At 70.4% G+C, this 25807-nt stretch carries 23 protein-coding genes and 1 rRNA gene; 15 read left to right on the top strand and 9 right to left on the bottom strand.

The window, feature by feature from the left end; all coding sequences use genetic code 11:
- A 5S ribosomal RNA gene (gene rrf / locus VPH61_RS18855) occupies positions 1 to 70 on the top strand; the annotation flags it as partial.
- Between the two features lie 65 nt (positions 71 to 135).
- Here rrf and VPH61_RS12160 read toward each other — a convergent pair.
- Together VPH61_RS12160 and VPH61_RS12165 are read right to left on the bottom strand one after the other, a co-directional pair.
- Entirely contained in the window at positions 136 to 576 is a 441-nt protein-coding gene (locus VPH61_RS12160) for a nitroreductase family deazaflavin-dependent oxidoreductase (protein ID WP_332063762.1), read from the bottom strand.
- A gap of 88 nt (positions 577 to 664) precedes the next feature.
- Positions 665 to 2101, bottom strand: coding sequence for a PucR family transcriptional regulator (locus VPH61_RS12165; RefSeq protein ID WP_332063763.1), 1437 nt, complete (start codon positions 2099 to 2101; stop codon positions 665 to 667).
- Positions 2102 to 2221: 120 nt separating this feature from the next.
- Here VPH61_RS12165 and VPH61_RS12170 point away from each other — a divergent pair, with 120 nt between their 5' ends.
- Positions 2222 to 3319, top strand: a complete 1098-nt coding sequence (locus VPH61_RS12170; protein WP_332063764.1) for a Zn-dependent alcohol dehydrogenase — start codon at positions 2222 to 2224, stop codon at positions 3317 to 3319.
- 45 nt (positions 3320 to 3364) lie between these two features.
- Positions 3365 to 4111, top strand: coding sequence for a hypothetical protein (locus tag VPH61_RS12175; RefSeq protein ID WP_332063765.1), 747 nt, complete (start codon positions 3365 to 3367; stop codon positions 4109 to 4111).
- A 44-nt stretch (positions 4112 to 4155) separates the two neighbouring features.
- Here VPH61_RS12175 and VPH61_RS12180 read toward each other — a convergent pair whose 3' ends face one another.
- Together VPH61_RS12180 and VPH61_RS12185 are read right to left on the bottom strand one after the other, a co-directional pair.
- Complete coding sequence (locus VPH61_RS12180; protein WP_332063766.1) at positions 4156 to 4875, bottom strand: YceI family protein; 720 nt, start codon at positions 4873 to 4875, stop codon at positions 4156 to 4158.
- 168 nt (positions 4876 to 5043) lie between these two features.
- Positions 5044 to 5850, bottom strand: a complete 807-nt coding sequence (locus tag VPH61_RS12185) for a TetR/AcrR family transcriptional regulator (RefSeq protein WP_332063767.1) — start codon at positions 5848 to 5850, stop codon at positions 5044 to 5046.
- On the opposite strand from VPH61_RS12185, the gene VPH61_RS12190 reads away from it, so the two are divergent.
- The 4 genes from VPH61_RS12190 (at position 5849) to VPH61_RS12205 (ending at position 10562) form a co-directional block, all read left to right on the top strand.
- On the top strand, positions 5849 to 6856 hold the full coding sequence (locus VPH61_RS12190; protein ID WP_332063768.1) for an ABC transporter ATP-binding protein: 1008 nt from the start codon (positions 5849 to 5851) through the stop codon (positions 6854 to 6856). The genes VPH61_RS12185 and VPH61_RS12190 overlap by 2 nt on opposite strands.
- Complete coding sequence (locus VPH61_RS12195) at positions 6849 to 7661, top strand: ABC transporter permease (RefSeq protein WP_332063769.1); 813 nt, start codon at positions 6849 to 6851, stop codon at positions 7659 to 7661. The genes VPH61_RS12190 and VPH61_RS12195 overlap by 8 nt, the downstream gene beginning before the upstream one ends.
- 87 nt (positions 7662 to 7748) lie before the next feature.
- The gene (locus VPH61_RS12200; protein WP_332063770.1) at positions 7749 to 8252 is read left to right on the top strand and encodes a hypothetical protein; all 504 of its coding nucleotides are present in this window, start codon (positions 7749 to 7751) and stop codon (positions 8250 to 8252) included.
- A gap of 141 nt (positions 8253 to 8393) precedes the next feature.
- Positions 8394 to 10562, top strand: coding sequence for an ATP-dependent Clp protease ATP-binding subunit (locus VPH61_RS12205; protein ID WP_332063771.1), 2169 nt, complete (start codon positions 8394 to 8396; stop codon positions 10560 to 10562).
- Positions 10563 to 10623: 61 nt separating this feature from the next.
- Here the strand turns inward: VPH61_RS12205 and VPH61_RS12210 are convergent, their stop codons facing one another.
- Complete coding sequence (locus VPH61_RS12210; RefSeq protein WP_332063772.1) at positions 10624 to 11907, bottom strand: MFS transporter; 1284 nt, start codon at positions 11905 to 11907, stop codon at positions 10624 to 10626.
- 132 nt (positions 11908 to 12039) lie between these two features.
- Here VPH61_RS12210 and VPH61_RS12215 point away from each other — a divergent pair, with 132 nt between their 5' ends.
- The 5 genes from VPH61_RS12215 (at position 12040) to VPH61_RS12235 (ending at position 17734) form a co-directional block, all read left to right on the top strand.
- Positions 12040 to 12534 (top strand): aromatic ring-opening dioxygenase LigA, encoded by a 495-nt coding sequence (locus tag VPH61_RS12215; RefSeq protein WP_332063773.1) that lies wholly within the window; start codon positions 12040 to 12042, stop codon positions 12532 to 12534.
- Positions 12535 to 12575: 41 nt separating this feature from the next.
- A complete protein-coding gene (locus VPH61_RS12220; protein ID WP_332063774.1) occupies positions 12576 to 14156 on the top strand; it encodes a carboxylesterase/lipase family protein in 1581 nt (526 codons plus the stop codon).
- A gap of 168 nt (positions 14157 to 14324) precedes the next feature.
- Complete coding sequence (locus VPH61_RS12225; protein ID WP_332063775.1) at positions 14325 to 16091, top strand: S8 family serine peptidase; 1767 nt, start codon at positions 14325 to 14327, stop codon at positions 16089 to 16091.
- A 126-nt stretch (positions 16092 to 16217) separates the two neighbouring features.
- Complete coding sequence (locus VPH61_RS12230; protein ID WP_332063776.1) at positions 16218 to 17267, top strand: zinc-dependent alcohol dehydrogenase family protein; 1050 nt, start codon at positions 16218 to 16220, stop codon at positions 17265 to 17267.
- On the top strand, positions 17264 to 17734 hold the full coding sequence (locus tag VPH61_RS12235; protein WP_332063777.1) for a heme-degrading domain-containing protein: 471 nt from the start codon (positions 17264 to 17266) through the stop codon (positions 17732 to 17734). Before VPH61_RS12230 ends, VPH61_RS12235 begins: the two co-directional genes overlap by 4 nt.
- 75 nt (positions 17735 to 17809) lie before the next feature.
- On the opposite strand, the gene VPH61_RS12240 is transcribed toward VPH61_RS12235, so the two are convergent.
- Complete coding sequence (locus tag VPH61_RS12240; RefSeq protein ID WP_332063778.1) at positions 17810 to 18316, bottom strand: MarR family winged helix-turn-helix transcriptional regulator; 507 nt, start codon at positions 18314 to 18316, stop codon at positions 17810 to 17812.
- A gap of 145 nt (positions 18317 to 18461) precedes the next feature.
- Here VPH61_RS12240 and VPH61_RS12245 point away from each other — a divergent pair, with 145 nt between their 5' ends.
- A complete protein-coding gene (locus tag VPH61_RS12245) occupies positions 18462 to 19727 on the top strand; it encodes an MFS transporter (protein ID WP_332063779.1) in 1266 nt (421 codons plus the stop codon).
- Positions 19728 to 19738: 11 nt separating this feature from the next.
- On the opposite strand, the gene VPH61_RS12250 is transcribed toward VPH61_RS12245, so the two are convergent.
- Positions 19739 to 20332: a nitroreductase family protein gene (locus tag VPH61_RS12250; protein WP_332063780.1), complete on the bottom strand. Its 594-nt coding sequence runs from the start codon at positions 20330 to 20332 to the stop codon at positions 19739 to 19741.
- Positions 20333 to 20474: 142 nt separating this feature from the next.
- Here VPH61_RS12250 and VPH61_RS12255 point away from each other — a divergent pair, with 142 nt between their 5' ends.
- A complete protein-coding gene (locus VPH61_RS12255) occupies positions 20475 to 21029 on the top strand; it encodes a TetR/AcrR family transcriptional regulator (protein WP_332063781.1) in 555 nt (184 codons plus the stop codon).
- Positions 21030 to 21160: 131 nt separating this feature from the next.
- On the top strand, positions 21161 to 22672 hold the full coding sequence (locus VPH61_RS12260; protein WP_332063782.1) for an APC family permease: 1512 nt from the start codon (positions 21161 to 21163) through the stop codon (positions 22670 to 22672).
- Positions 22673 to 22731: 59 nt separating this feature from the next.
- Here VPH61_RS12260 and VPH61_RS12265 read toward each other — a convergent pair whose 3' ends face one another.
- Complete coding sequence (locus VPH61_RS12265) at positions 22732 to 23811, bottom strand: threonine aldolase family protein (RefSeq protein ID WP_332063783.1); 1080 nt, start codon at positions 23809 to 23811, stop codon at positions 22732 to 22734.
- Between the two features lie 96 nt (positions 23812 to 23907).
- Complete coding sequence (locus VPH61_RS12270) at positions 23908 to 25710, bottom strand: alkaline phosphatase family protein (RefSeq protein ID WP_332063784.1); 1803 nt, start codon at positions 25708 to 25710, stop codon at positions 23908 to 23910.
- Positions 25711 to 25807 lie beyond the last annotated feature (97 nt).

The raw sequence follows: 25807 nt of genomic DNA on the forward strand, positions 1-25807 counted from the left end.
GGAAGCTAAGACTCGCAGCGCCGATGGTACTGCAGGGGGGACCCTGTGGGAGAGTAGGACACCGCCGGACAAACATTACGAAGAGAGCCGCCCAAAGTTGGGCGGCTCTCTTTCGTTTAACGCCCAAGCCGGGGGTCAGAGCACGACGCGCGTCAGCTTGAACACGGGGATGAGGCGCTCGGTCTTCACCTGGTAATCGGCGTAGGGCGGGTAGGCCTCGACAGCGCGCGCCCACCAGGCCTCGCGCTCCTCACCCTCGAGCTCGCGCGCCTCGTAGTCGTGCTTCTCGCCGCCGTCCTGCAGTTCGACGTGCGGGTGTTTCTTCACGTTCCAGTACCAGACCGGATGCTTCGGCGCACCGCCGAGCGAGGCGACGATCGCATACTCGCCGTCGTGCTCGACGCGCATGAGGGCGGTCTTGCGGAGCTTGCCCGACTTCGCCCCGACCGTGGTGAGCACGATGATCGGCATGCCCCTGAGGGTGTTCGACGACTCGCCGTTCGACGCCTCGAACGCCTCGGCCTGCTTCCGCGCCCACGCGGACGTGCTCGGCCCGTACTCGCCTTCCAATGGCATGGATCCTCCTCGATGGTCTCCTCGACGATAACCCCACGCTGCGCCGAGTCATTCCGATGGGGTGGGCGGCTCGCCGTTCACCGACTCCTCAGCGCTCGAGCGCGCGGATCGCGAGCCACGCTGCGGTGCGATCGTCGGGACTGCCCATCGAGAGGCCGGTGAGCTCCTCGACGCGGTGGATGCGGTTCGTGAGCGTCTGACGGTGCACGCCGAGCTGCTCGGCGGCCACGCCCCATGAGCCGTGCTCGGCGAGGTAGACGCGCAGGGTGCGGCTGAGTTCGCCGTGCAGGCCGTCGTCACCGCGCAGCGGGTCGAGCACTTCGGCGAGCCTGGCGTTGTCGCCGGAGTCGAGCCGGTCGAGCACGAGGGCCACGGTGGGCAGCGCCTGGTAGCGCGATACGGTGCGGCCATCGGTGACCGCGATGTCGAGCGCTTGCCTCGCCTCGGTGGCGGTGCGGGCGAGGGCATCGGATGCCGCGGCGGAGCCGAGCCCGAGCCGGAGCGGTGTGCGGGCATCGGCCGTGACGCCCTCGACCCTGCGCACCAGGTCGTCGACGCGATCGTCGCGGAGGAACCCGAGCAGGTGCCCCGCCTCCTCGGTGATGAGGTGCACGCTGCCGAGTTCGTCGAGCCAGCGGGTCACGAGGCGTTCGAGGTCGACCGATTTCGATCGGGCGGTGAGCGCGAACCCGGTGAGCGAGCTCTCGTGCACGCCCCAGCGGCGGAGGAGTCCGGCCGCGGCCGGCCCGCCCTCGAGCAGGGTGCCCATCATCACCTCGCGCCCGAGTCGCTCGGTCGTCGTGCGGTCGTGCGTGCGCAGGATCAGGTCGAGCAGCGCCGCCGCTTGCGATGCCAGGTCGCGGCCCCGACTCATCGACGCCTCGCGCGAGGAGATGACGAGGTAGGCGCTCAGGTCTTCGCCGGCGCCCACGGGATGCACCTGCAGGCCCGGGTGCCGCACGCGCACCGGCCGGCTGAACGCGACGGCGACCGCGTCCTGCACGTGGAGTCCACCTGCGCCCGCGGTCGAGATCACCTGGCCGTGCGGATCGAGCAGCACCGCCCACCCGTCGATGCGGTGGGCGAGCTCGGCGACGACCGCGGCGACGCCGCCGCGCCGCGCGACCTGGGTGAGCACCTTCGTGCCGGTGGTCACGAGCCGGTCCTCAGCGGCCTGGTCGGTCGCGAGCAGGGCTACGAGCAGCGGATGCAGCACCGCGTCGGATGCCTCGGCGCCGACGATCGCCGTGGCACCCGCCGACTCGACGGCACGCCGGAGCGCGCGCGTGGCGCCGTGGCTGACGAGCACGGCGCCGGCCAAAGTGTCGGCGCGCGGACCGCCGGCGGTGAGTGCCGACACGAGGTGCTCGGCTCCGGCGACGACGAGGGTCGCGAAGCCGGGGTGGCCGACGACGCTGAACTCCTCGAGCCGAAGCGCGGCGTCGACCGGCGTCGCGGGGGCGGTGCCGCCGCCGATGAGCTCGCCGCCGAGCACGCGGGCGATCGAGAGCACGTCACGGGCCATGCCTTCGAGTGTACGAAATGCCGCGGCATCCGCTGACCTCTCGACATTCTTCACAGTGACTCGGGGCCTCGAGCCTGCCTAGCATCGGGGCGTACCCCAGCACTGATCCAAGGGAGCATCATGAAAGCCATCGTCTTCCGCGCACCGGAGACGCCGATCGAGGTCGCCGATGTCGACCTCGCCGCCCCGAAAGCCGGCGAGGTCCGCGTCAAGATCGCGGCGGCGGGCGTCTGCCACTCCGACCTGCACGTGAAGCGAGGGGAATGGGACGCCCCGGCACCGCTCGTCATGGGTCATGAGGGGTCCGGCGTGGTCGTCGAGCTCGGCGAGGGCGTCACGTCGCTCGCCGTCGGCGACCACGTGGTGCTCTCGTGGGTACCGCCGTGCGGCGAGTGCCGCTACTGCCGCTCGGGCCACGAGGCCCGCTGCCAGAAGGTCGCCACGGTCGTCGCCCCGAAGGGCGTGCTCTTCGACGGCACCTCGCGGCTCTCGCAGGGCGAGGAGTCGCTGCACCACTACCTCGGCGTCTCGTCGTTCGCCGAAGAGGTCGTCGTGCCGGCATCCGGTGCCGTGAAGGTGCGCGACGACGCACCGCTCGACGTCGTCGCCGTCGTCGGCTGCGCCGTCGCGACCGGCGTGGGCGCGGTGCTCAACACCGCCGCCGTCGAGCCCGGCTCGACCGTCGTCGTCATCGGATGCGGCGGCGTCGGCCTCAACGTCGTGCAGGGCGCCCGTCTCGCGGGCGCCGAGCGGATCGTCGCGATCGACGTGCGCGCCGACAAGACCGCGCTCGCCGTGCAGTTCGGCGCCACCGACCAGATCGACGCCTCGCAAGTCGACGCGGTCGAGGCGCTCTTCGCCCTCATCCCCGACGGCGTCGACTACGCGTTCGACGCGATCGGGCGCACCTCGACGACCGAGCAGGCGATCCGCATGCTCGGCCTCGGCGGCGCCGCCGTGATCGTCGGACTGCCGCCCACGGGCGCCAAGGCCTCGTTCGAGCCGCTCGTGCTCGCCGAGGCCGACCAGCGCATCCTCGGCTCGAACTACGGCTCGGTCCGGCCCTCCATCGACATCCCCGCGCTCGTCGACCGCTACATGGACGGCCAGCTCAAGCTCGATCCGCTGATCTCGGCGCGCCGCCCGCTCGCCGAGGCCGCCGAGGCGTTCGACGATCTCGAATCCGGCGAAGCGCTCCGCACGCTCCTCATCCCCTGACCGCTGCAGCATCCGACTCACTGGAGAGTTCCCCATGGGTTGAAAGTGGCCTCGGTCGGGGGCCGGCGGCTGCCGGCGACCGGCGGGCGGCTGGTGCGCCTCGATGAGCTCGGCGGTCAGGTCGACCTCCAAAGGTGTCTCGGTTCGCACGCCGAGGTCGATGAGCCATGCGGAGAGCTCGTGGCGCCCCGGTTCCAGATCCTTCCACTGGTTCGGGTCGATGTGCACGGCCACCCGGGTGTAGTCGCCCGGGTCGAGTGCGAACGCCGGCGGCCCGCCGCCGACGAAGCCGAAGTAGATGGCTCCGAATGCGTCGCCCGGCCGGGTGATCAACCCGATCGCCCTGAAGGAGTCGCCATCGGGCCGCCAACGCTCATCCCCCGTGTTGACGACGTCGACGGCGAGCTGGTCGAAGTCGGGCTCGGTGCGCGTGACCTCGGGCCAGCGCAGCACGAGGCCCAGACTGCGCTCGGCGCGACTCCTCCGGAGCGCCTGCGGCTCGGGGTGCACCTGCATGCGGGCGGGCGAGCCGTCTCGAGGCGGCGACACCTGCGCGATGCGCCACCAGCTCGATCCATCACCGACCGGGCTGCCGAGCACGATCGCGTACTCCAGGCTGGTCAGCACCCGCCACCCCGACGGGGGAGTGCCGGTCGGCAGCGCTTCGGTCGACACGTCGAGATCGAGCGTTCGGAGCAGGGCTGCGAGCTCTGTCCCGTGCTCGCTCAGGGCTGCGCGCTCGACGGTGATGCTCCCGATCTGCGGCTGGTCAACGGATGCGTCCATCGCTGAAGACTGCCACACCGCCGCCGAGTCGGCTCAGCGGCCGGGCAGGCTCAGCCCCGCGCGAGCACGAGCGAGAATTCGACGAACCCGTCGGGCTCGACCGAGACGAAGCCGAGGTTCGGCGCTTCGACGCCGAAGTCGGCGAAGGTGATGGGAATGCTGCCGGCGACCTGGCCGTCGCTGCCGTTCCAGACCGCTTCGAGATCGACGGTCACGCTGCGCGTGACGCCCGCGAGCGTGAGGTCGCCCGTGGCCTGCACCGTCTGCACTTCGCCGACGGTCGGAGCGGCGGCCGCCGTGACCGGCTCGGTCAGCACGAAAGTCGCCGTCGGGAATTCGCTCGCCCGCATCGCGTTCGAGCGGAAGTACTCGTCGCGGTTGCCCGAGTCGGTGGCGATCGAGGCGACGTCGACTTCGAGCGACGCGGCGGTGAGGCTGAGCCCGTCGACCGTGAAGCCGCCGGTCACGTCGGAGGTGCGGCCGGTGACCGTCACGTCGGTGCCGTTCAGCACCTCGTCGACGCGGTAGCCGGCGAACGACCCGTCGGCCACGGTCCAGTCGCCCGTGAGATCGGATGCCTCGGCTCCGGCTCCGGCTCCGGCTCCGGCCTCGGCCGTCGCGGAGGGGGCGACCGTGACCGACGGGGCCGACTCGGCCTCGCCGACGATGAGGTCGCGGTACACGATCGGCCCCGCGACGGCGGCGACCCCGCCGAGCACGAGTACTCCCGCGATGATCGAGGTGGTGATGATCTTCGTGCGCTTCTGCATGCGTGCTCCCCACGGTCGGACTTCGAGCATTGCCGACGAACGTATGAGAAAGCATTGAATACGCCGTGATCGAGTCCACATGGCGGCGGATGACGCGGCACGCGCCTATCGCCGCCATCGCGCGTCCCTCGCATTGCGGCTGGCGGGACCGACGGCGGATCGCCCGCCCTATGCTCGCCGTTCTTCGGGGGACAGCTGGCCTTCGATCGCGTCGGCGATCCTGCGCTGGATGACCCGGTCGTGCATTGCGGGTCCGGTCGCGGTGCCGTCGTCTTCGTATTCGCCCGCGCGGCTCGGATCCAGCAGGCGCCGCATGCCGGCGCGCGTCACGCGCTGATCGAGCGCGGCGCTGCCGCTGAGGGTGAGCAGGGCGGCGCCTTGATCGAGCGCAGCGAGCAGCGCCCCGACTTCGTTCGTGGACAGGATCTCGTCCTCGGGGCGCGACTCCTGGGCGATTGCGACATAGGCGTCGGTCAAGAGGGTCATTCGCTTTCCCAGCTCGACCGCGAGGCGCTCGTCGCGTGCGGCCGTCGCGATGAACTCGAGCGACGCGAGTGCGAAACCGCGGATCGCCTCGACGACCTCTTCGCTCGCGTAGCGTCCGGAGTCGGGATCGTCGGGCTGCTCGAAGAGATCCCATGAGCCGTCGGCGAGCGCCGTCTCCAGGTTCGCGTCCATCACGGCGAGAAAGAGCGCAGCCTTGCCGTCGAAGTTCGAGTACACAGCGCCTTTGGAGAAGCCGGCCTCGCGAGCGATGAGCTCGAGGTTCGCGCCGTGGTACCCGTCGCGGGCGAACACTGCGCGCGCCGCGAGCACCAGCGCATCGCGCGTGTGCCGCTGGCTCTCCTGCCGAGAGCGGGGAGAAGCAGGGGTGGCCATGCACAGATCATACGGCGGGTCGCCATATTGACATGCTTCGGGTATTTGAATACCCTCGGTATTCAGATACCAATAGTATTTTGGGGAGAATTCCATGGACCGAGATGTCCTGCATATTGCCGGCCTCACCCGCCGCTTCGGCGCAACCGTCGCGAACGATGCGGTGTCGTTGCGGGTGAGGCCCGGCGAAGTCGTCGGCCTGCTCGGGCATAACGGCGCCGGAAAGACCACCCTCGTCTCGCAGATCGTCGGCCTGCTCCGGCCGGATGCCGGGACCATCCACGTCGGCGGCACCGACGCGGTCGCCGACCCGGCCGGCGCGCGACGGCACGTCGCGATGCAGCCGCAGGCGCAGGCGCCGATCGACGGGCTGACACCGCGAACGGCGATCGAGATCGCCGGGCGCATCCGCGGCCTGTCGAACCGGGACGCGCGAGCCGCCGCGACCGGCTTGGCCGAGGAACTGGACATCGCGCAATGGCTCGATGAGCGTGCGCTGCCCGAGGGTCGGGGCTTGTCAGGAGGCATCCGACGCCTCACGGCCTTCGCGATGACCGTCGTGGCCCCCACGCCCCTGCTCGTCCTGGATGAGCCGACGAACGACATCGACGCCTCGCGGCGCCGCCTGCTCTGGAACGCTGTTCGACGGCGGGGCGACGATGGCGCCGGCGTGCTGCTCGTCACTCACAACGTCGTCGAGGCGGAGCGTATCGTCGACGACCTCGTCATCCTGAACCGCGGCAAGGTGATCGCCTCAGGCTCGCCCGCCCATCTTCGCGGCACGCATGACGGCGACCTCAGGCTCGAACTCGAACTTCCGCCCGGTGGATCGGACCCCACCGCGGATGCCCGCGGCCTTCCGGTCGCCCCGTTGCGTCTTGTGCGTACCGGGCGACGCGTGCTGATGACGGTTCCTGCGAGCGAGGCGGCACCGGCGGTCGCCTGGGCGACGGCGCTACGGACCCGCAACCGGCTCGATGGCTACTCGCTCGGGCCGACCACACTCGAGGACGCGTACCTCGCTCTCGCCTCCCGCGGGAGCGACGACGCCGCTCCGCACGCCACGACCGCTCCCGTCCCCCTGGAGGCCCCGAATGTCTGAGCTCCCCACCGCGACCGCGTCGACCGAACTCGGCGCGGCACCTCGGTCGATGCCCGATCCCGTGAACGTGAGCCCCTGGACCAGCTACACCACGCTGCTGCGCTGGACTCTCGCGCAGATCGGCAGCCTGCTGCCGCTCGTCATCATCATCCAGGCCCTCCTCGCCGCCGGCATCATCATCGGGTTCGGGTTCCTCATCCCCGACATCGATTCGGCGACGGCGATGTTCCTCTCCACCGGAGCGCCCACCGTCCTGCTCCTCACCATCGGGCTGGTGATCGTGCCTCAGGGGGTCTCACGTGCCCGCGCCGACGGCAGCTTCGACTACATGCGCGCGCTGCCGCTTGCCCGCCCGCTCCTGTTCGCAGCCGATCTCACCGTATGGCTCATCATCGCGTTGCCGAGTATCGCCGTCGCCATCGTCGTGGGCTGGCTCAGGTACGACCTCGACTTCTCGTTCGACTGGCCGCTCCTCATCGCCGCTGCCGTCCTCGTCACCGTGATGGCGACGGCGGTCGGGTACGCGATCGCGGTGAGCCTCCAGCCGATGCTCGCGCAGCTGGTCTCTCAGGTGCTGGTCTTCTTCGTGCTGCTCTTCTCGCCGATCACGTTCGCCGCGAGCCAGCTTCCCGAGTGGTTCCAGACGGTGCACGACTTCCTCCCGCTGCGCCCAGGCGCGGATCTTCTGCGGGCCGGGCTCGCGGCCGACAGCTTCGAGGCGAGCGGCCGAGACCTCGTGGTGCTGGTCGCATGGTGCATCGCCGGCATCGTGATCACCGTCCGCGCGCTCGTTCGCCGGCGCTAGGTGTACGCGACGCCCGTCGAGTAGATCGGCGGAGTTCAGGCGCCGCGACCCTGTCGAGACGACGGCGGATGACGCAGACTGTCGTGCATGAGCGACCGCGACGACGGCGATTCCCATGTGCTCGGGCCGGGACTCTTGCCGACACCCTTCACTGCCGACGAGATCCGCGACGCGACCGGCACGGGCAAGACGATCCGCATCCTCATCGAGGAACCCGACGGCACCCGGTTCGAGCGCGTCAACCGCTTCAGCGACTGCGACGCAGAGGGCGCGACGCTCGAACGCTGGCGTGCGACCCTCGACGGCGGGGTCGACGGTCAGGTCGTGAGCGGTCGTGTGACGTGGCTCGAATTGCAGTGGCACGCCGCGTTTCCGGCCGAGCGAACGACGGTGGCCGAGGAGACGCTCGAGCTTCCGATGGGGCGGCTCGAATGCGTGCGCTACGACACGCGCGAGGGCGATGTGACCGACGCGCCGGTCGAGTCGTTCTGGTTCGCCCGGGCGTTCCCTGGCATGCCGGTGCGGTTCGAGTCGCCGACGCCCGCCGGCATCGTGCGCACCACCGTGCTCTCCGTAGATCTGATGCGCTGACCCGGCCTGTCGATCACTGGCGCGCCACGCGGCATCCGTCTAGCGTGACCGGTGGGGGAGATTCGGCGCGGAAGTCGGAATACCAGCCCTCTCGGCAAAGTTGAGTTAAGTACACTCAAGTTTTGAACGAAGGGAGAGCCTGTGGCCAACATGCAGGGCGCGCCGAGCACGCAAGAGGAGCAGAAGTCGGCGCTCGAACAATACGGCGTCAACCTCACCGAGATCGCGAAGGCGGGCAAGCTCGACCCCGTGATCGGGCGCGACGCCGAGATCCGCCGCGTCAGCCAGGTGCTCACGCGCCGCACGAAGAACAACCCCGTGCTCATCGGCGAGCCGGGCGTCGGCAAGACCGCCGTCGTCGAAGGACTCGCGCAGCGCATCGTCGCGGGCGACGTCGCCGAGTCGCTGAAGAACAAGCAGCTCATCTCGCTCGACATCTCCGCGCTCGTCGCCGGTGCCATGTACCGCGGCCAATTCGAGGAGCGGCTGAAGGCCGTGCTCAAGGAGATCAACGACGCCGAGGGCGAGATCATCACCTTCGTCGACGAGCTGCACCTGCTCATGGGTGCCGGCGGCGGCGAGGGCTCCGTCGCGGCGTCCAACATGCTGAAGCCCATGCTCGCCCGCGGTGAGCTGCGACTCATCGGCGCGACCACGCTCAACGAGTACCGCGAATACATCGAGAAGGACGCCGCGCTCGAACGCCGCTTCCAGCAGGTGTACGTCGGCGAGCCGAGCGTCGAAGACACCGTCGCGATCCTCCGCGGGCTCAAGGGCCGCTACGAGGCCCACCACGGGGTCACGATCTCCGACGCCGCACTCGTCGCCGCGGCATCCCTGTCGAACCGCTACATCTCTGCCCGGCAACTGCCCGACAAGGCGATCGACCTCGTCGACGAGGCCATGTCGCGCCTCAAGATGGAGATCGACTCGAGCCCCGTCGAGATCGACCAGCTGAAGCGCCAGGTCGACCGCATGAAGCTCGAGGAGCTCGCCCTCAAGAAGGAGAAGGACGACGCGTCGAAGGAGCGGCTCGCGAAGCTGCGCGAGACGCTCGTCGAGCAGGAGCGCGAGCTCGCCGGGCTCGAGGAGCGGTGGGCACGCGAGCGGATGTCGCTGAACCGCGTCGGCGACCTGAAGAAGCAGCTCGACGACGCGGTCACCCAGCGCGATCGCGCAATGCGCGAGGCCGACTACGCGAAGGCCTCGAAGCTCGAGTACGAGACGATCGCCCGGCTGCAGCGCGACCTCGAGGCGGCCGAGCAGGCCGAGCAGGCTCCCGACGAGCCCCGCATGGTCAACGAGCAGGTCACTGAAGAGGACATCGCCCAAGTCATCGCCGCGTGGACGGGCATCCCCGTCGGCCGGCTGCTGCAGGGCGAGACCGAGAAGCTGCTGCACCTCGAGCAGGAGCTCGGCAAACGCCTCATCGGCCAGAAGCGCGCCGTCGCGGCGGTCGCCGACTCCGTGCGCCGCTCGCGCGCGGGCATCAGCGACCCCAACCGGCCGACCGGATCCTTCCTGTTCCTCGGCCCCACGGGTGTCGGCAAGACCGAGCTCGCGAAGTCGCTCGCCGACTTCCTCTTCGACGACGAGCACGCCATGGTGCGCATCGACATGTCGGAGTACGGCGAGAAGTTCTCGGTCTCCCGGCTCGTCGGTGCGCCCCCCGGGTACGTCGGCTACGACCAGGGCGGCCAGCTCACCGAGGCCGTGCGTCGTCGGCCCTACTCGGTGATCCTCTTCGACGAGGTCGAGAAGGCGCACCCCGAGGTCTTCGACGTGCTGCTGCAGGTGCTCGACGACGGGCGCCTCACCGACGGCCAGGGTCGCACGGTGGATTTCAGGAACACGATCCTGATCCTCACCTCGAACCTCGGCTCGCAGTACCTGATCGACCCGTCGCTCAGCTGGGACGAGAAGGAGCAGGCCGTGCTGCAGACCGTGCGGCAGGCGTTCAAGCCCGAGTTCGTGAACCGGCTCGACGACATCGTCGTGTTCTCGGCGCTCAGCGAAGACGAGCTCGCCGAGATCGTCAACCTCTACATCGACCGACTGTCGGCGCGACTGCACGAGCGGCGGCTGCAGCTCGGCGTCACGCCCGACGCGCGAGCCTGGCTCGCCGAGCGCGGGTACGACCCGCTGTACGGTGCGCGGCCGCTTCGCCGCCTCATGCAGCACGAGATCGACGACCGGCTCGCCCGGGCGCTGCTCACGGGGGAGGTGCGCGACGGCGACACCGTCGTGGTCGGCCTGGCCGACGACGGCGACTCGCTCACGGTGGCACGCGCCGAGCTGCCGGTCGAGTAGGCGGCGCCTTGCGGCATCCGTTCGAAGCACCGAGCGGATGCCGCGCCGTACTGCGCGCCCGTCACTCGATGGCGACGTCGCTCTCGGGCTCGGGAGCCCGCACGCCGTTCACGCTCGGCGGGATGCGTCGCTCGAGGGCCAGCGCCAGCGCGCCGATGCCGAGGCAGCCGATGACCATCACCGCGATGTACACGGCGTCGAGGCCATGGTCGAGCAGCAGGCCCGCGGCGATCGGGCCGGCGATCGCCCCGCCCTGGAACGCCGCCGAGTTGATCGCGTTGTACCGGCCACGGTTGTGGTCGGAGGCGAGGTCGTTGTAGATCGCGGGCACCGTCGGCTGCAGCAGGGTCTCGCCGAAGGCGAAGACGCCCATGAACGCGAGCACTCCGAGAGCGGCGGCGAGCGTGTCGGGCAGGAGCCCGGCAGCGCCGAGGATCAGCCACGAGGTCGCCCAGACGCCCGCCATGACGAGCATCACCCGGGTGCGCCGCCGGCCGCTGATTCTCGCGAGCACGGTGAACTGCAGCAGCACGATGACCGCGGTGTTGACCGCGAACGCGAGCCCGATCACCCGCGTCGAGACCTCGGCGACCTGACGCGCGTAGGCGGGGAACCCGGCCTCCATCTGGCCGTAGCCGATGAACATGGCGATGAAGGTGAGGAGCGTGAGCCACAGCACGGCGGGCTGGCGGATGATCTCGCGATAGCCCCCCGCCGCGGCCGATTCCTCGCTCGGTTCGGACTGCGTGCGCACGTGGCGGAGCGGGCCGAGGAGCAGCGCCATGGGAATCAGCGCGCTCGCGGCGTCGATGAGGAAGATCACGGTGAAGGTCTCGGGAGAGTCGACGTCGACGTAGAACCCGCCGATGATGCCGCCGACCCCGATGCCGAGGTTCACGAGCGCGAAGTTGACGCCGAAGTATTGCTGGCGCAGGTCGCCCGAGACCACGGCGGCGATGAGCGCGTTGAACCCGGGCCAGGAGACGCCGAAGTTCACGCCGATGAGCACGAGTGCGACGGCGGCGACGGCCGGATGCGTCGCGAACGCGAGCAGCGTGCAGCCGGCGATCATCGAGACGAGCCCGGCGAGCAGCACGGCCTTGGCGCCGAACCGGTCGATGAGCGTACCGCCCGGGCCGGTGACGATGAGCCCGACGACCGCGATGAGGCTCATGAGCGCGCCCGACAGGCCGAGGTCGAAGCCACGCACCTCGTGCAGGTAGATGATCGTGAACGGCAGGGTGAGTCCGCGGCCGAGCGTCTGGATGGCGACGGTCGACAGCAGCCACCGGCCCTCGGTGGGCAGGGCGCCCCAGAACGTCCTCGCACTGATCACTTGCAGCATTCTTGCCGAGGCCGCCGACATTCCGCCACTCGCACGAGGCCCGCGCGATCCACCCCGCCGGGCCGGGTCCACCGAGGCCCGGATCCGCCCCGTTATGGTGGCGACAGCGGTTCGATCCCGGGGGAGGGCGACATGTCTGCAGTGAACAACGGAGACGAGATCGGCGAGGTCGTGCTGACGCACGGCCAGCGACGGGGCATCCGCCTGATCGGATTGGCCGGCGTCGTGGGCGGCATCGCGATGATCGTCGTGGCGGTCGTCGTCTGGATCGCCGTCTCGACCCAGCTGCGAGCCGAGAACATCACGATTCCCGACGACGCGCCGATGTTCGCCGGCAAGGTCGTCGACGGCCCGATCGACGCCTTCATCCAGGCGGGGGTCATCAACATGCACGCGCTCGAGGCGAGCGGCGGCAAGACCTACGCCGAGCTCGCGCAGGACGACCCGGTGCGCGACACCATGATGAACGCGTCGTTCCTGCGTGCCTCGCTCTTCACCTCGGTCGTCTCGTTCGGCGTCGCCTTCTTCGCCGCGGGCGTCGGCGTGGTGTTCATCCTCTTCGGCTGGGCGCTGCGCATGCTCGTTCCCTCGCCGACGCGGCTGTCGGCTCGCTCCTCGGGCTCCTGAGCCGACGCCTTCCGTTCACCCGACGGGCGTAGGCTCCAGCCATGCTGCTGGGGGCAGGAGTGCACGTCGAACGCGCGCTCGTCGTCGAGACCGAGACGGGCGCGGTGCGCGGGGTGCGCCGGCACGGCGTGCGCTGCTGGCGGGGCATCCCGTATGCCGCGTCGACCGGTGACGAGGCGCGCTTCCGGGCGCCGCGGCCGGCGATCGGATGGGACGGCGTTCGCGATGCCGCCGAGTTCGGCCCGGTCGCGCCGCAGAAGCGGAAGGGCCAGTTCATCGGCGCCGCGCCCGGCCTCGTGCGCAGCGAGGACTGCCTGAGCGTCAACGTCATCGCCCCCGACGAAGCGGCGGAGGCAAGCGCCACAGCCGGGTCGCCCGGCCGCCCCGTGATGGTCTTCATCCACGGCGGCGCCTACAGCGTCGGATCCTCCGGCGAGTACCCGCGCCAGGGCGAGCGACTCGTGCGCGAGCACGGGGTCGTCTACGTCAGCCTGAACTACCGTCTCGGGGCACTCGGCTGGCTCGACTTCCGAGCCTACTCGACGCCCGAACGCCCGATCGAGGCGAACCTCGGCCTCCGCGATCAGGTCGCCGCACTCGAATGGGTGCGCCGCAACATCCGCTCGTTCGGCGGCGACCCCGACCGTGTGACGCTCTTCGGCGAGTCCGCCGGCGCGAACTCGGTGACGACGCTGCTCACGGTTCCCGCTGCCGAGGGGCTGTTCGCCCGCGCGATCGCGCAGAGCTCGCCCGCGAACGCGGTCTACCTGCCCGAGACGACCGCGCGCTGGGCGGGCGAGTACGTGAAGCTGCTCAGTCGCGTGGTCGACGACGACGACCTCGAGAGCGAATCGGTCGAGGATGCCGCGACGATGCTGTGCACCGCAGACGCCATGCAGCTCGCGGAGGCGACGACCGCCCTGACGACCCGCACGCCCGACGAGGATCCCGGCACGATCAGCCTCGCGCCGGTCATCGACGGCGCCTTCCTGCCGCACCGCCCCCTCGACGCGTTCCGCGACGGACTCGCGCACCGGGTGCCGCTCATCATCGGCACGAACGACCGCGAGGGTTCGCTCTTCGAGGGGCGCATCAGCATCCTGCCGACCACGAAACCGCGCATCCGCGCGATCTTCGCGAACACTCGCAAGCGCTCCCGCAAGGCCATCAAGCGGCAGTACCCCGGGCTTCCCGAGCGGCGACCCGCAGCCGACTTCGCCGGCGACTTCACGTTCTGGTTCCCCTCGGTGAAGGCGGCCGAGCGGCACTCGCGCTACGCGCCCACCTGGATGTACCGGTTCGATGCGGCCCCACGGATGCCGCGGCTCCTCGGTCTCGATGCGACGCACGGTCTCGAACTCTTCGCCCTCTTCGAGAAGTTCGACACGCTGACCGGCGCCGGGCTGACACTGCTCGGCGGGCGGCGCATGTTCCGTGCGGTCGGGCGGCGCATGCAGGCGCACTGGGTCGCGCTCGCGGCATCCGGAGCGCCCCTCGACGACTGGCCACGCTACGACGAGGCCGGCCGGCGCACCCTCGTCTTCGATCGCGGCGACCGCGTCGAACCCGACCCTCGCCGCGAGAAGCGACTCGCATGGCAGGAGTTCGTGCCGCACGTGTGAGGCGGGGGCGTCGGGGTCGCCGACGCACGATTCTTGCCCGTGCACCCTGGAACGTGCGCTCGGTCGCTCGTCCACGCGGATACCCGGGAGCTTCGCGCGTCGCTCTTGCCCCTCGTTCGCGGCGCATGGAAGGATCGCGCTCATTGACTGCCCACGGATTGGACGAACATGTTGAGATTCAAATCCATCGCAACCACCTCTGTGCTGGCGCTCGCCCTGACGGCGATCGTCGCCGGCCCGGCCGGTGCGGCGAACTCGAGCGGCGACGAGGTGAGCGGCGAACAGCAGTACGTCGTGCTCTTCGCTGAAGGCGCCTCGACCGAGGCGACCCGAGCAGCCGTCGCGGCCGCCGGCGGAACGATCATCGCCGAGAACACCGAGGTCGGCGTCGCGACCGTCGTGACCACCGAGGCCGGCTTCGCCGCTGAAGCCGCCGCCCAGTCGGTCATCGAGGGCACCGCGCTGAACCGCGTCATCGCCGACGTGCCGAAGGCGCAGAAGGGCGCCGGCGCCGCCGAGAAGTTCGACGCTGCGAAGGCCGACCTGCGGGGTGCCGGCGAGAACGCCGCGGCCGCCGGAGCCCCCGCGACGCGCCCGTCGAACGGCCGGCCGCTCGCCGAACCGCTCGCCGACCTGCAGTGGGACATGCAGGCCATCGACGCCACGGTCGACGGCTCCTACCGCCACGACAAGAGCCGCGGCGTGCTCGTCGGAATCCTCGACACCGGTGTCGACGGAACCCACCCCGACATCGCACCGAACTTCGACGCCGACCTCAGCCGCAACTTCACGGTCGACATCGAGACCGACGCCAACGGCGACCCGATCGACGGCGCGTGCGCCGACGAGCCCGACCAGTCGTGCGAGGACGCCGCCGACGTCGACGAGAACGGTCACGGCACGCACGTCGCCTCGACCATCGCCTCGCCCATCAACGGCATCGGCGTCGCGGGCGTCGCGCCCGACGCGACCATCGTGAACCTGCGCGCGGGCCAGGACTCGGGCTACTTCTTCCTGCAGGCCTCGCTCGACGCCCTCACCTACGCGGGCGACCACGGCATCGACGTCGTCAACATGAGCTACTACGTCGACCCGTGGCTGTTCAACTGCACCTCGCACCCCGCCGACTCGCCCGAGGACCAGGCCGAGCAGCAGACCGTCATCACCGCGATGCAGCGCGCCCTCGACTACGCGCGCGGCAACGGCGTGACGCTCGTCTCCGCGGCCGGCAACGGCGCGACCGACTACACGAAGGTCATCAGCGACGCCTCGAGCCCCGACTTCGCGAGCGTGCCCGGTGAGATCGCCTACACGCGCGACCTGCTCGACCCGGCCTCGTGCATCTCGATGCCGAGCGAGGGTTCCGGCGTCATCACGGTGAGCAGCACCGGCCCGAGTGAGCGCAAGTCGTACTACTCCGACTACGGCAACGGCTACGTCGATGTCGCGGCTCCCGGCGGCGACGTCTACGACACCGCCGAGGGCACTCGCGACTACGCCGCCGGCATCCTCGCGGCGTACCCGACCGCGCTCGCCGAAGCCGAGGGCGCGATCGACGAGAACGGCGACGTCATCGTGCCGTGGGCCGTCGAGAGCTGCGACGCATCCGGTGAGAACTGCGGCTACTACCAGTACCTGCAGGGCACCTCGATGGCCTCGCCGCACGCCGCGGGCGTCGCGACGCTCATCGTCGGCCAGTTCGGCAAGCGCGACAAGGAGCACGGCGGCAAGACGCTGTCGCCCGACGCCGTCGAGGCGAAGTTGCTCTCGTCGGCGGTCGACACGGCGTGCCCCGTGCCCGCCGAGTTCACCTACGTGCGGCAGCTGCCGAACGGCACCACGGCGACCTCGACGCACACGTGCGAGGGATCGCCCACGAAGAACGGGTTCTACGGCCAGGGCATCGTGAACGCGCTCGCCGCCATCGGGCGCTGACGCTCGTCAGGCGCTGACGTTCGTCAGCCACTGACACCTCGACGGGGTCGACCGCTGCCGCGGTCGGCCCCGTTCGTGGTTCGAACTGGTCTCGATCAACGCCGCAGTGCGTCGTAGGCTCGGTGCATGCTCGCCACCGTCATCCACGCGCCCCGCGACATCCGTGTCGAAACCGTGCCCGACCCGGTGCTCGCGACCGGCGCCGACGCCATCGTGAAGGTCGTCGCCGCGTGCGTCTGCGGCTCCGACCTCTGGCCGTACCGGGGCGTGACGCCCACGCACGAGCCGCACCGCATCGGGCACGAGTTCATCGGCGTGGTCGAGGCGGTCGGCGAGGATGTCGCGGCGATCGCCGTCGGCGACTTCGTGATCGCCCCTTTCTACGTCTGTGACAACACGTGCGCGAACTGCCGCAACGGCGTCTCGACCTCGTGCCTGAACGGCGGATGGTGGGGCTCCGACGACCGGGCCGGGGCCTTCGCCGACGGCGGCCAGGGCGAGCGCGTGCGCGTGCCGCTCGCCGACGGCACCCTCGTCGTCGTGCCGGGGCCGGTCGGCGACGAGGAGGTACCGGGCCTGCTGAGCCTCGCCGACGTCATGGGCACCGGCCACCACGCCGCGGTCTCGGCCGGCGTCTCGGCGGGCGACACGGTCGCCGTCGTGGGCGACGGTGCGGTCGGCCTCTGCGCGGTCATCGCGGCGAAGCGACTCGGTGCCGAGACGATCATCGCGATGTCGCGGCATCCTGAACGCCAGGCGCTCGCCCGTCGATTCGGCGCGACGCACATCGTCGAGGAGCGCGGCGCAGAGGGCGTTGCGCGGGTGCAGGAGCTGACCGACGGCCTCGGCGCCGACCGGGTGCTGGAGTGCGTCGGCACGAAGGAGTCGATGGACCAGGCGATCCGCTCCGCCCGCCCCGGCGGCATGGTCGGCTACGTCGGTGTGCCGAACGGCGGGCCCGAACTGCCGGTGCGGCCGCTCTTCAACCGCAACGTCGGGGTGAACGGCGGCGTCGCACCCGTGCGCGGCTACATCGAGGAGCTGCTGCCCGAGGTGCGGTCGGGCGCGATCGAGCCCGGGCTCGTCTTCGACCTCGAACTGCCGCTCGCCGACGCGGCCGAGGCCTATGCGGCGATGGACGAGCGGCGCGCCACGAAGGTGCTGCTGCGCCCGTGACCGAGCTCCTGGAACGGCTCATCGCCGAGGAATCCGAACTGCAGTTCGACCGGTTCACGCTCGATGACGCGTGGACGCTCGGCGGGCGCCTGCGCAGTGCGGCCGCTGAGGCCGGGCTTCCGGTCGCGATCGCGATCTGGTTCGGGCAGCAGCGGGTGTTCCATGTCGCCCTGCCCGGCGCGAGCGCCGACAACGACGGCTGGCTCGATCGCAAGCATCGTGTCGTCCAGCGGTTCGGTCGGGCGTCGATGCTCGTCGGCGAGGAGTTCCGCGCCAAGGGCGAGGACTTCGATGTGCACGCCCGGCTCGACCCGAGGGAGTTCGCGGCGCACGGCGGGGTCGTGCCGATCCGGATCCGCGAGGCCGGGGTCATCGGCGCGGTCGGCGTGTCGGGGTTGCCCGAGCTCGCCGACCACGATCTCGTCGTGGAGCAGTTGCGTGCCCATCTGCGAGACCAAGTCGGCTGAACGCGGGGCCGCTCCGGCCCACCTGCGCCTGATTCACGCGACGGCGCTGCGGAGTTCAGCTCCGTCGGGGCCTGATCACGCGTCGATGTCGTCGAGCCTCGCGATGACGACCTCGAGCAGGCGCGCGAGCTCGGCGCGCTCGGCGTCGCCGAGGTCTTGCAGCACGTCGGACTCGACGACGTCGGAGTCGCGGATCGCCTGACTGAAGAGTCCCCATCCCTCCTCGGTGAGGCTCACGAGGATGCGGGTGCGGTTGTCGGGGTCGGCGGCGCGCTCGACGAGGCCGCGGTCGGCGAGCTTGTCGAGGCGATGCGTCATCGACGACGGCGCGACGTTCGTGAGTTCGGCGAGCTGGCTCGGCGTGAGTGCTTCGCCGGCCTTCGCGAGCGAGGTGACGACGGCCCACTCACCGGAACTCACGTCGAGGTCGGCGAGCTGCCTGACGTACCACTGGTCGAGCTTCTTCGTGAGGCCCTGCACGGCTGTGATGACCCGCTGCACGGACTCCTCGCCGCCGGCTGCGACGTAGGTCGCGACGGCTCGGCGGTGCAGTTCCTGCGCTGACGGAGTTCGTTTGGCCATGTGGGAATTCTCGCATGGGATGTTCGGTTGCTAATATTTCGATATCGAATAGTTCGTGTTCGAATCATCGCCTCCTCTTCGAGCAAGTGCAGGGGGAGGCATCCGTCTCACTCGAGACCAGGACCCTCGGAAAGGTGGGCGTGCCATGCGCGCGAAGCTGCTCATTCTCGCATCGAGCATCGGCATGCTCGGCTGGGGCGCCGTGCTCCCCTACCAGTACGCCTACGCGGCCGACACCCGCGGCTGGGGCGCCCTCGTGGCGGCCGCCGCGTCGTCGCTCTTCTCGGTCGGGGCGCTCGTCGCGGCGCCGGTCGCCGGGCGTCTCGCCGACCGGTTCAACCCGGTGCACGTCGCGGTCGCCGCGCAGCTGCTCGGCGCAGCGGGAGCGGCGTCGCTCATCTTCGCCGACGGTCCCGCCGTCTTCCTCGGCGGCATGCTCGTCTTCGGACTGGGGCTCGCCGCAGCGGTGCCCGCCAAGCAGGTGCTCGCGCTCGAGTGGTCGTCGACCGACGACCGCCGCAAGGTCTTCGCGTACAAGTTCACCGGTGAGGCGCTCGGCATGGCCGCGGGCGCGTTCCTCGCCGGGCAGATCATCGACCTCGGTCGGCACGACGGGCTCGACGTCGGGTTCCTCATGGCGGCCGCAGGCTTCGCGGTGTCGTCGGCGATCATCGCCCTCGCCGGCCGCGGCGCCCGGCGCAGCCCCGAGTTCACGGCGGAGGCGGCAGCGGTCGGCCTCGGCGACGAACGTCGCCCCAGCGCCTTCCGCCTGGTGTTCGCGAACCCTGCGCTGCGGTGGACCTCGGTCGTCATGATCGCCCTCGCCCTCGGCTTCTACGCGCAGTTCGAGTCGGGCATGCCCGCCTACGGCATCACGGTGCTCGAGGTGGACCCGGTCGCGGTCGGCACCGCGGCGGCCGTGAACTGCATCGTGATCGTCGCGTTGCAGGTCGTGGTCGTGCGCCTCACCGCGAAGTACAGCGCGCCCGCCCTGCTGATGGCCGTCGGTGCCATCTGGGTCGCCGCGTGGGTCGTGCTCGCGAGCGCCCAGCTCGCGCCCGGCGTCGCCTCGGCGATGTTCGTCATGACCTACGGCATCTTCGCCGTCGGCGAGACGATCTACAGCCCCGTGCTGAACCCGCTCATCGCCTCGCTCGCGCGGAAGGGCATGGTCGGCAGCACGCTCGGCGCGATGTCGGCGCTGCAGACCGCGTTCACAGCGGCCGGACCGCTCGTCGCGGGCGTGCTGCTCGGCGCCGGGCTCGGCGATGCGTTCCTCGGCATGCACCTCGCGCTCAGCGTGCTCGCCGTCGTCGCCGCGTGGCGCCTGAAGCGCGTCATGGCGGCCACGCCGGTGCGGCACGAGCCACCGACGCGGCCGATCTCGGTCGTCGATCCGGTCGACGCGTAGCGCAGCGGCCGCTACTCGCCGATGAGCACGAGCTCCGAGAGGGGCTTGCGCAGGCGCGGGGCGCTCTCGCGTTCGCGGAGCACCTCGGGCAGGGCGTCGATGTCGCCGAGCACGCCGATCGTGGTGATCGAGACGACTTCGAGGTTGTCGGCGAGGTCGAACGCGGCGTGCAGCTTCGCGGCGTCGAACCCGCCCATCTGGTGGGTGTGCAGGCCTTCGTGCTGCGCCTGCACGGTGAGGTGCGCGACGGCCTGTCCGAGGTCGTAGCGTGCCCACGGGCGGGGCGTGCCCTCGTCGTCGGCGGTCTCGGCGATGTTCAGCACGAGTGCCGCCGCCGAGTCGGCCCAGGCCTGGTTGAAGCCCGCCATCGCATCGTGCGCGATGGTGAACGCGGGGGTGCCGCGGCGGGCGACGATGAAGCGCCAGGGCTGCGAGTTGTTCGCCGACGGTGCCCAGCGGGCGGCTTCGAGCACGGTGCGCAGGGTCTCGGCGTCGATGACGGCGTCCGGGTCGAAGGCGCGGGGGCTCCAGCGGTCGACCAGCGGGTCGATGAGCGGTGCCGTGGTGTCGGCCTTGCGGGACGTGAGATCGGTGACGAGTGTCATGGTGCGCAGCTTTCGAGAGATGGGGGAAACAGATGCCGGGTCGTCGTCGTCCCAGTCCATTGCAACGCATGGAACTGTGAGGCATTCCCAGCACGGCTCCAGCACGGCGCGACCGCCTCGGCGTCCCTCGTACGATGAGCAGATGATCACCCTCGAGGGCCCGGCCGCCCGAGTGCTCTCGGCCTACACGCGTCTCATGGTCGAGCGCGGCATCCGCGGTGCGACCCTCGAGGCCGTCGCGAGTCGCGCCGGCCTCTCGAAGTCGGGAGCGCTGCACCACTTCGCCTCGGTCGCCGCCCTGCAGGCGGCCCTCTTCGTCGAGCTGCGGGCGCAGGCCCGACGCGACGCAGACCGGATGCGCACGGCGCCCGAGGGCGCTGTGCGGTACTACCTCGTGTCGTCGCTCGACCGGGAGAGCGAGCTCGAACTCCTCATCGAGGCGGGGTACCGCATCGCGCAGACCGGCGATGAGGCGGCCCTCCAGGTGCTCCGCGAGTGCCGCCGTGAGTGGCTCGACGTGCTCGCCGCCGCGACGGGCGACGAGGGGCTCGCGCTCATGGTGCTGTTCGCCGGCGACGGTATGAACCACAACGCGCTCATGAACCTGGCTGATGGGGAGGACGTGCTCACGCCCGATCGCGTCGAGGCACTGATCGTCGCATTCGAGGCGATGCAGTCCAGCGGCACCCGGGCCTGAGCGGCACTCCAGCCTGAGCGGCACTGGATTCGGTCGGCACCGACCGTCTGGTCGGTCGGTGTAGGCTCGATCCGTCCCACCTGTCGGAACCGCCCGCGTGCGTTCCACCCTCGACGACGAGAAGGCACCCGATGAGCACCACGACGGCGAGCGCCGCACCCACCACCGATCCCGCGCCCACGAAGGGCCTCGCGATCGGCAAGCTCGGACTCTGGGGCTCGACCGTCATCGGCATCGCCTCGACCGCGCCGCTCTTCTCACTCGCCGCGACCCTCGGCTACGTCATCATCGCCGTCGGAGCGCAGGCGCCGATCGCGTTCATCCTCGCGTTCGTGCCGATGCTCTTCACGGCGTTCGCCTACCGTGAGCTCAACAACGCCGTGCCCGACTGCGGCACCGTGTTCACGTGGGCCGCGAAGGCCTTCGGTCCGCGCACCGGGTGGATGGCGGGCTGGAGCATCGCGGTCGCCGGCGTGCTCGTCATGGCGAACCTCGCCGAGATCGCCTCGGTCTACCTGCTCAGCCTGCTCGGCGACGGCTCGCTCGCCGAGGATCGCGTGATCGTGACGGCGTTCGGATGCGTCATCATCGCCGCCATGACCTGGGTGTCGCTGCGCGGCGTCGAGATCGGCGAGCGCATGCAGCAGGTACTGCTCGTGATCCAATACCTCGCGATGGCCGCATTCGTGATCGGATGCCTCGTCGGCTACTTCTCGGGCAACGCACCCGACGCGACCCCGGTGTCGCTCGACTGGTTCAACCCGTTCCTCGCCGACGGCACCGGCATGGTGCAGGCGATCCTGCTCGCGCTCTTCATCTACTGGGGCTGGGACACCTGCCTCGCCCTCACCGAGGAGACGAAGGACCCGCGCCGCACCCCGGGCCGCGCCGCAACCCTCACGACCGTGATCCTGCTCGTCACCTACGTGGGCATCACCGTCGTCGCGATGATGTACGCCGGTCTCGGCGACACCGGCACGGGCCTCGCGAACGAGGCGCACGCCGACGACGTGTTCTCGGTGCTCGCCGGCATGGCGATGGGCCCACTGGGATGGTTCCTGGTGATCGCGGTAGCGATCTCGGCACTGTCCTCCTCGCAGACCACGATCCTGCCGACCGCTCGCGGCACCTTCGCGATGGGCGTCTACCAGGCGCTGCCCGCCCGGTTCGCGAAGGTGAGTGAGGCGTCGAAGACGCCGACGTTCTCGACGACCCTCGTCGGCGTCATCGCGATCGTCTACTACGCGGGCATGAACCTCGTCTCGGCCGACGTGCTCGCCGACTCGCTGCTCTCGATGGGCCTCGCGATCGCGTTCTTCTACGCCATCGCGAGCTTCGCGTGCGTCTGGTACTTCCGCGCGAGCCTCTTCGACAGCGTGCGCAACACCTTCTACCGCCTCGTGTTCCCGCTGCTCGGCGGCATCTTCATGGCGTGGGCGTTCGTGCAGTCGGCGATCGACATGCTCGACCCCGATTACGGTTACTCGCAGCTCGCCGGTGTCGGCGGCGCGTTCATCGTCGGCATCGGCTCGCTGCTGCTCGGCGTCGTGCTGATGTTCGTGTGGGCGCTCTTCCCGGGCTCGCGCGACTACTTCCAGAAGCGCTCGCTGAACCGCGACACCGAGGTGCTCGCGCCCGAGTAGGCGAGCGCGCGGTCCGGGTCGAAGCTCAGTCGGGCCCGGCTCGGTACGGCCGCTCCGGCCTACGCCGCCGCCGCGGCGAGCTCCTCGCGGATGCCGGCGACGAACGCGTCGATGTCGGCCTCGCTCGTGTCGAACGAGCACATCCAGCGCACCTCGCCGCGCGCGGCATCCCAGTCGTAGAAGCGGAACCGCTCGCGAAGCCGGTCGGCGACGCCCGCCGGCAGCGTCGCGAAGACGCCGTTCGACTGCGTCTCCTGCGAGAAGCCGAGGCCCGGCAGCTCGCCGGCGGCGATGCCCGCGTCGAGCGCGTCGCGCAGGCGCCGGGCCATCGCGTTCGCGTGGCTGGCGCTCTCGATCCAGAGGTCGCCCTCGTAGAGCGCGATGAGCTGCGCCGAGGTGAAGCGCATCTTCGACGCGAGCTGCATGTTGAGCTTGCGCAGGTACTTGAGACCGACGGATGCCTCGGGGTTCAGCACCACGATCGCCTCGGCGCCGAGCGCACCGTTCTTGGTGCCTCCGACGCTCAGTACGTCGACCCCGGCGTCGCGCGTGAAGGCGCGGAGCGGGAGGTCGAGCGAGGCGGCCGCGTTCGAGAGGCGTGCGCCGTCCATGTGCAGGGTCATGCCGCGCTCGTGCACGTGGTCGGCGATCGCGCGCACCTCGGCGGCGGTGTACGCCGTGCCGAGCTCGGTGGTCTGCGTGATCGACACGACGAGCGGCTGGGCGCGGTGCTCGTCGCCCCAGCCCCAGGCCTCGCGGTCGATGAGGTCGATCGTGAGCTTGCCGTCGGGTGCGGGAACGGTGAGCAGCTTCATGCCGCCGACGCGCTCGGGGGCGCCGCCCTCGTCGGAGTTGATGTGCGCGGTGCTCGCCGAGATCACGGCGCCCCAGCGGGGGAGCATCGACTGGAGCCCCGTGACGTTGGCCCCGGTGCCGTTGAAGACGGGGAACGCCTCGACGCCCTCGCCGAAGTGCCGCGCGAAGACCTGCTGCAGGCGTTCGGTGTAGACGTCTTCGCCGTAGGCGACCTGGTGCCCGTTGTTGGCGGCGGCGATCGCCGCGAGCACCTCGGGGTGCACGCCCGAGTAGTTGTCGGAGGCGAAACCGCGGACGGTGATGTCGTGGAGCTGTTCAGTCACTGCACCATCCTCCCATTTCCCGGCCGTCGCCGAGGAGTCGCGAGTCGGCCCGAACGGTGCCGATGCCCCGCCGAGTGGCGGAGCACCGGCAGTGATTCAGTGAGTGGATGCCGCAGCGTACGCGGCGTCGACCGAGACCGTGACCGGGCTGCCGTCGACGGTCGCGGTCGCCTGCACCGCGACGGTGCCGGCCGGCACGCTGGCCTTGCGGGTCGTGAACGCGTGCACGACGTTCGCGCCGGGCGCCACCTCTGCGAAGGTCTTCGTGCCGTACGCCGACGTCAGCGTCAGAGCGACGGGCACCGGTGAGTGGTTCGTCGCCTTGACCGCCACGACGACCTTGCCCTTGATGAGTCGCGTCTCGGCCTCGGCCGACACCTCGAGCGACGGTGCCGCCGCCTGCTCGAGGCGCACGCCGTCGACCATCCAGAAGAAGCTGTTCGTGCCCGTGTAGCGGAACCGGAACTGCGCCGTGGTCGCGCCCGCCGGCACGTTGACCGCGAGCCGCTCGTGGGCGTTGGTCGCGGTGGTGTACGACTTCACGAGCACCGGTGCGCCGCCGTCGAAGCTCACGAACACCTCGCCGGTCTGCGGGCCGTCGATCTGGTAGTTCGTCGCGTAGGCGAGGGTCGCCGTGGTTGCGCCGTTCAGCGGGTAGGCCGGGCTCACGAGGGTCGAGTCGAACTGGCCCGCAGCGTGCGCCTTGTCGTCCCACTCGTCGGAGTCGGCGACCGCGAACACGTCGCGGCCCCGCACACTCGTCTCGCGCAGCTGGCCGAGCTCGACGTTGGTCCAGAACTCGTCGGTCGTGAAGGTCCAGCCGCGCAGCTCGGTCACGCCGCCCGTGGGCATCGCCGAGTTGTCGATGCTCCAGTCGGCCGGAGCGGTGTGCGTCCAGCCGAGCGTGGTGGCACCGGGCCTGGTCTCGTCGACCTGGGTCTGCAGGGCGCCGCGCACCGAGTCGAAGTCGTCGGCCGCCAGTTCGCCGATCGCCGTGCCGTCGAGGTTCCACGCGAAGTCGGCGGCGATGCCGGCGGCGGCGATCACCGTCGGGGCGATGTCGACGAGCTTCACGTCGTGCCGCACCGAGCCGGGTTCGATGCCGGCGCCCGCGGCGATCACGAACGTCTTGCGCTCGCCGGGCGTGCTGCCGCCGTGGCCGCCGGTCGGGGTGTGGCCGTGGTCGGCGGTGACGACGATGAGCCAGTCCTCGTCGGCGCGCGTGGCGCGGGCGTCGACGGCGTCGAGGATCTGCCCGATCTGCTGGTCGGCGCGGGCGAGCGCCGCTCCGTAGGCGGCGCCATTCGTGCCGACCGAGTGGCCCGCCCCGTCGACCTCGTCGAGGTGCACGAAGACGTCGTCGGGGTCGCCGGTCGAGAGCTTCTCGACGGCGCGGGCCGTGGTGCCGGCGTCATTGCCGCCCGCGACGCGCTCGTCGACGGCCGGGCCGAAGATGGTCTGGGGTATCGGCGACCACGTGCCGACGACGTACGTCTCGCGCGCCGGGTCCGCCGCCTCGATGCGGCTGAGGTAGTCGGGGTACGTCGCGTAGGCGGGGTTGCTGAAGCTGTTGTCGGTGACGCGGTGCTTGTCGGGCCAGACGCCCGTGGCGATCGTCGACCAGCCGGGCCCCGACACGGTGCCCGCCATGGGCGAGGCGTAGAGGTTGCTGGCCGCCGTCACGCCCTGGTCGCGCAGCGCGTCGAGGTTCGGCATGTCGGCGGGGGCCAGGAAGTCGAACGACGCGCCGTCGATGCCGATGACGAGGGTCTTGGCGGCGCGGTCTTCGGCGACGGTCGTCACGGAGGGGGTCGCGTTCGCGACGATCGGCGCTGAGATGAGCAGCGTGTAGAGGGTGGCGGTAGAGACGGCGAGGACGGTGCGTTTCGTCGAGTGCATGGATGGTCTCCAGAGCTGGGCGTGCGTGCCGGGCGGTCGCCCGGCACGCACGCAGTCTCACGTACCCAGTGCGCGCTCGGGTGAACGCCCGGCGGCG

The sequence above is a fragment of the Agromyces sp. CCNWLW203 genome (genome assembly GCF_036576125.1).
Lineage (GTDB): Bacteria > Actinomycetota > Actinomycetes > Actinomycetales > Microbacteriaceae > Agromyces.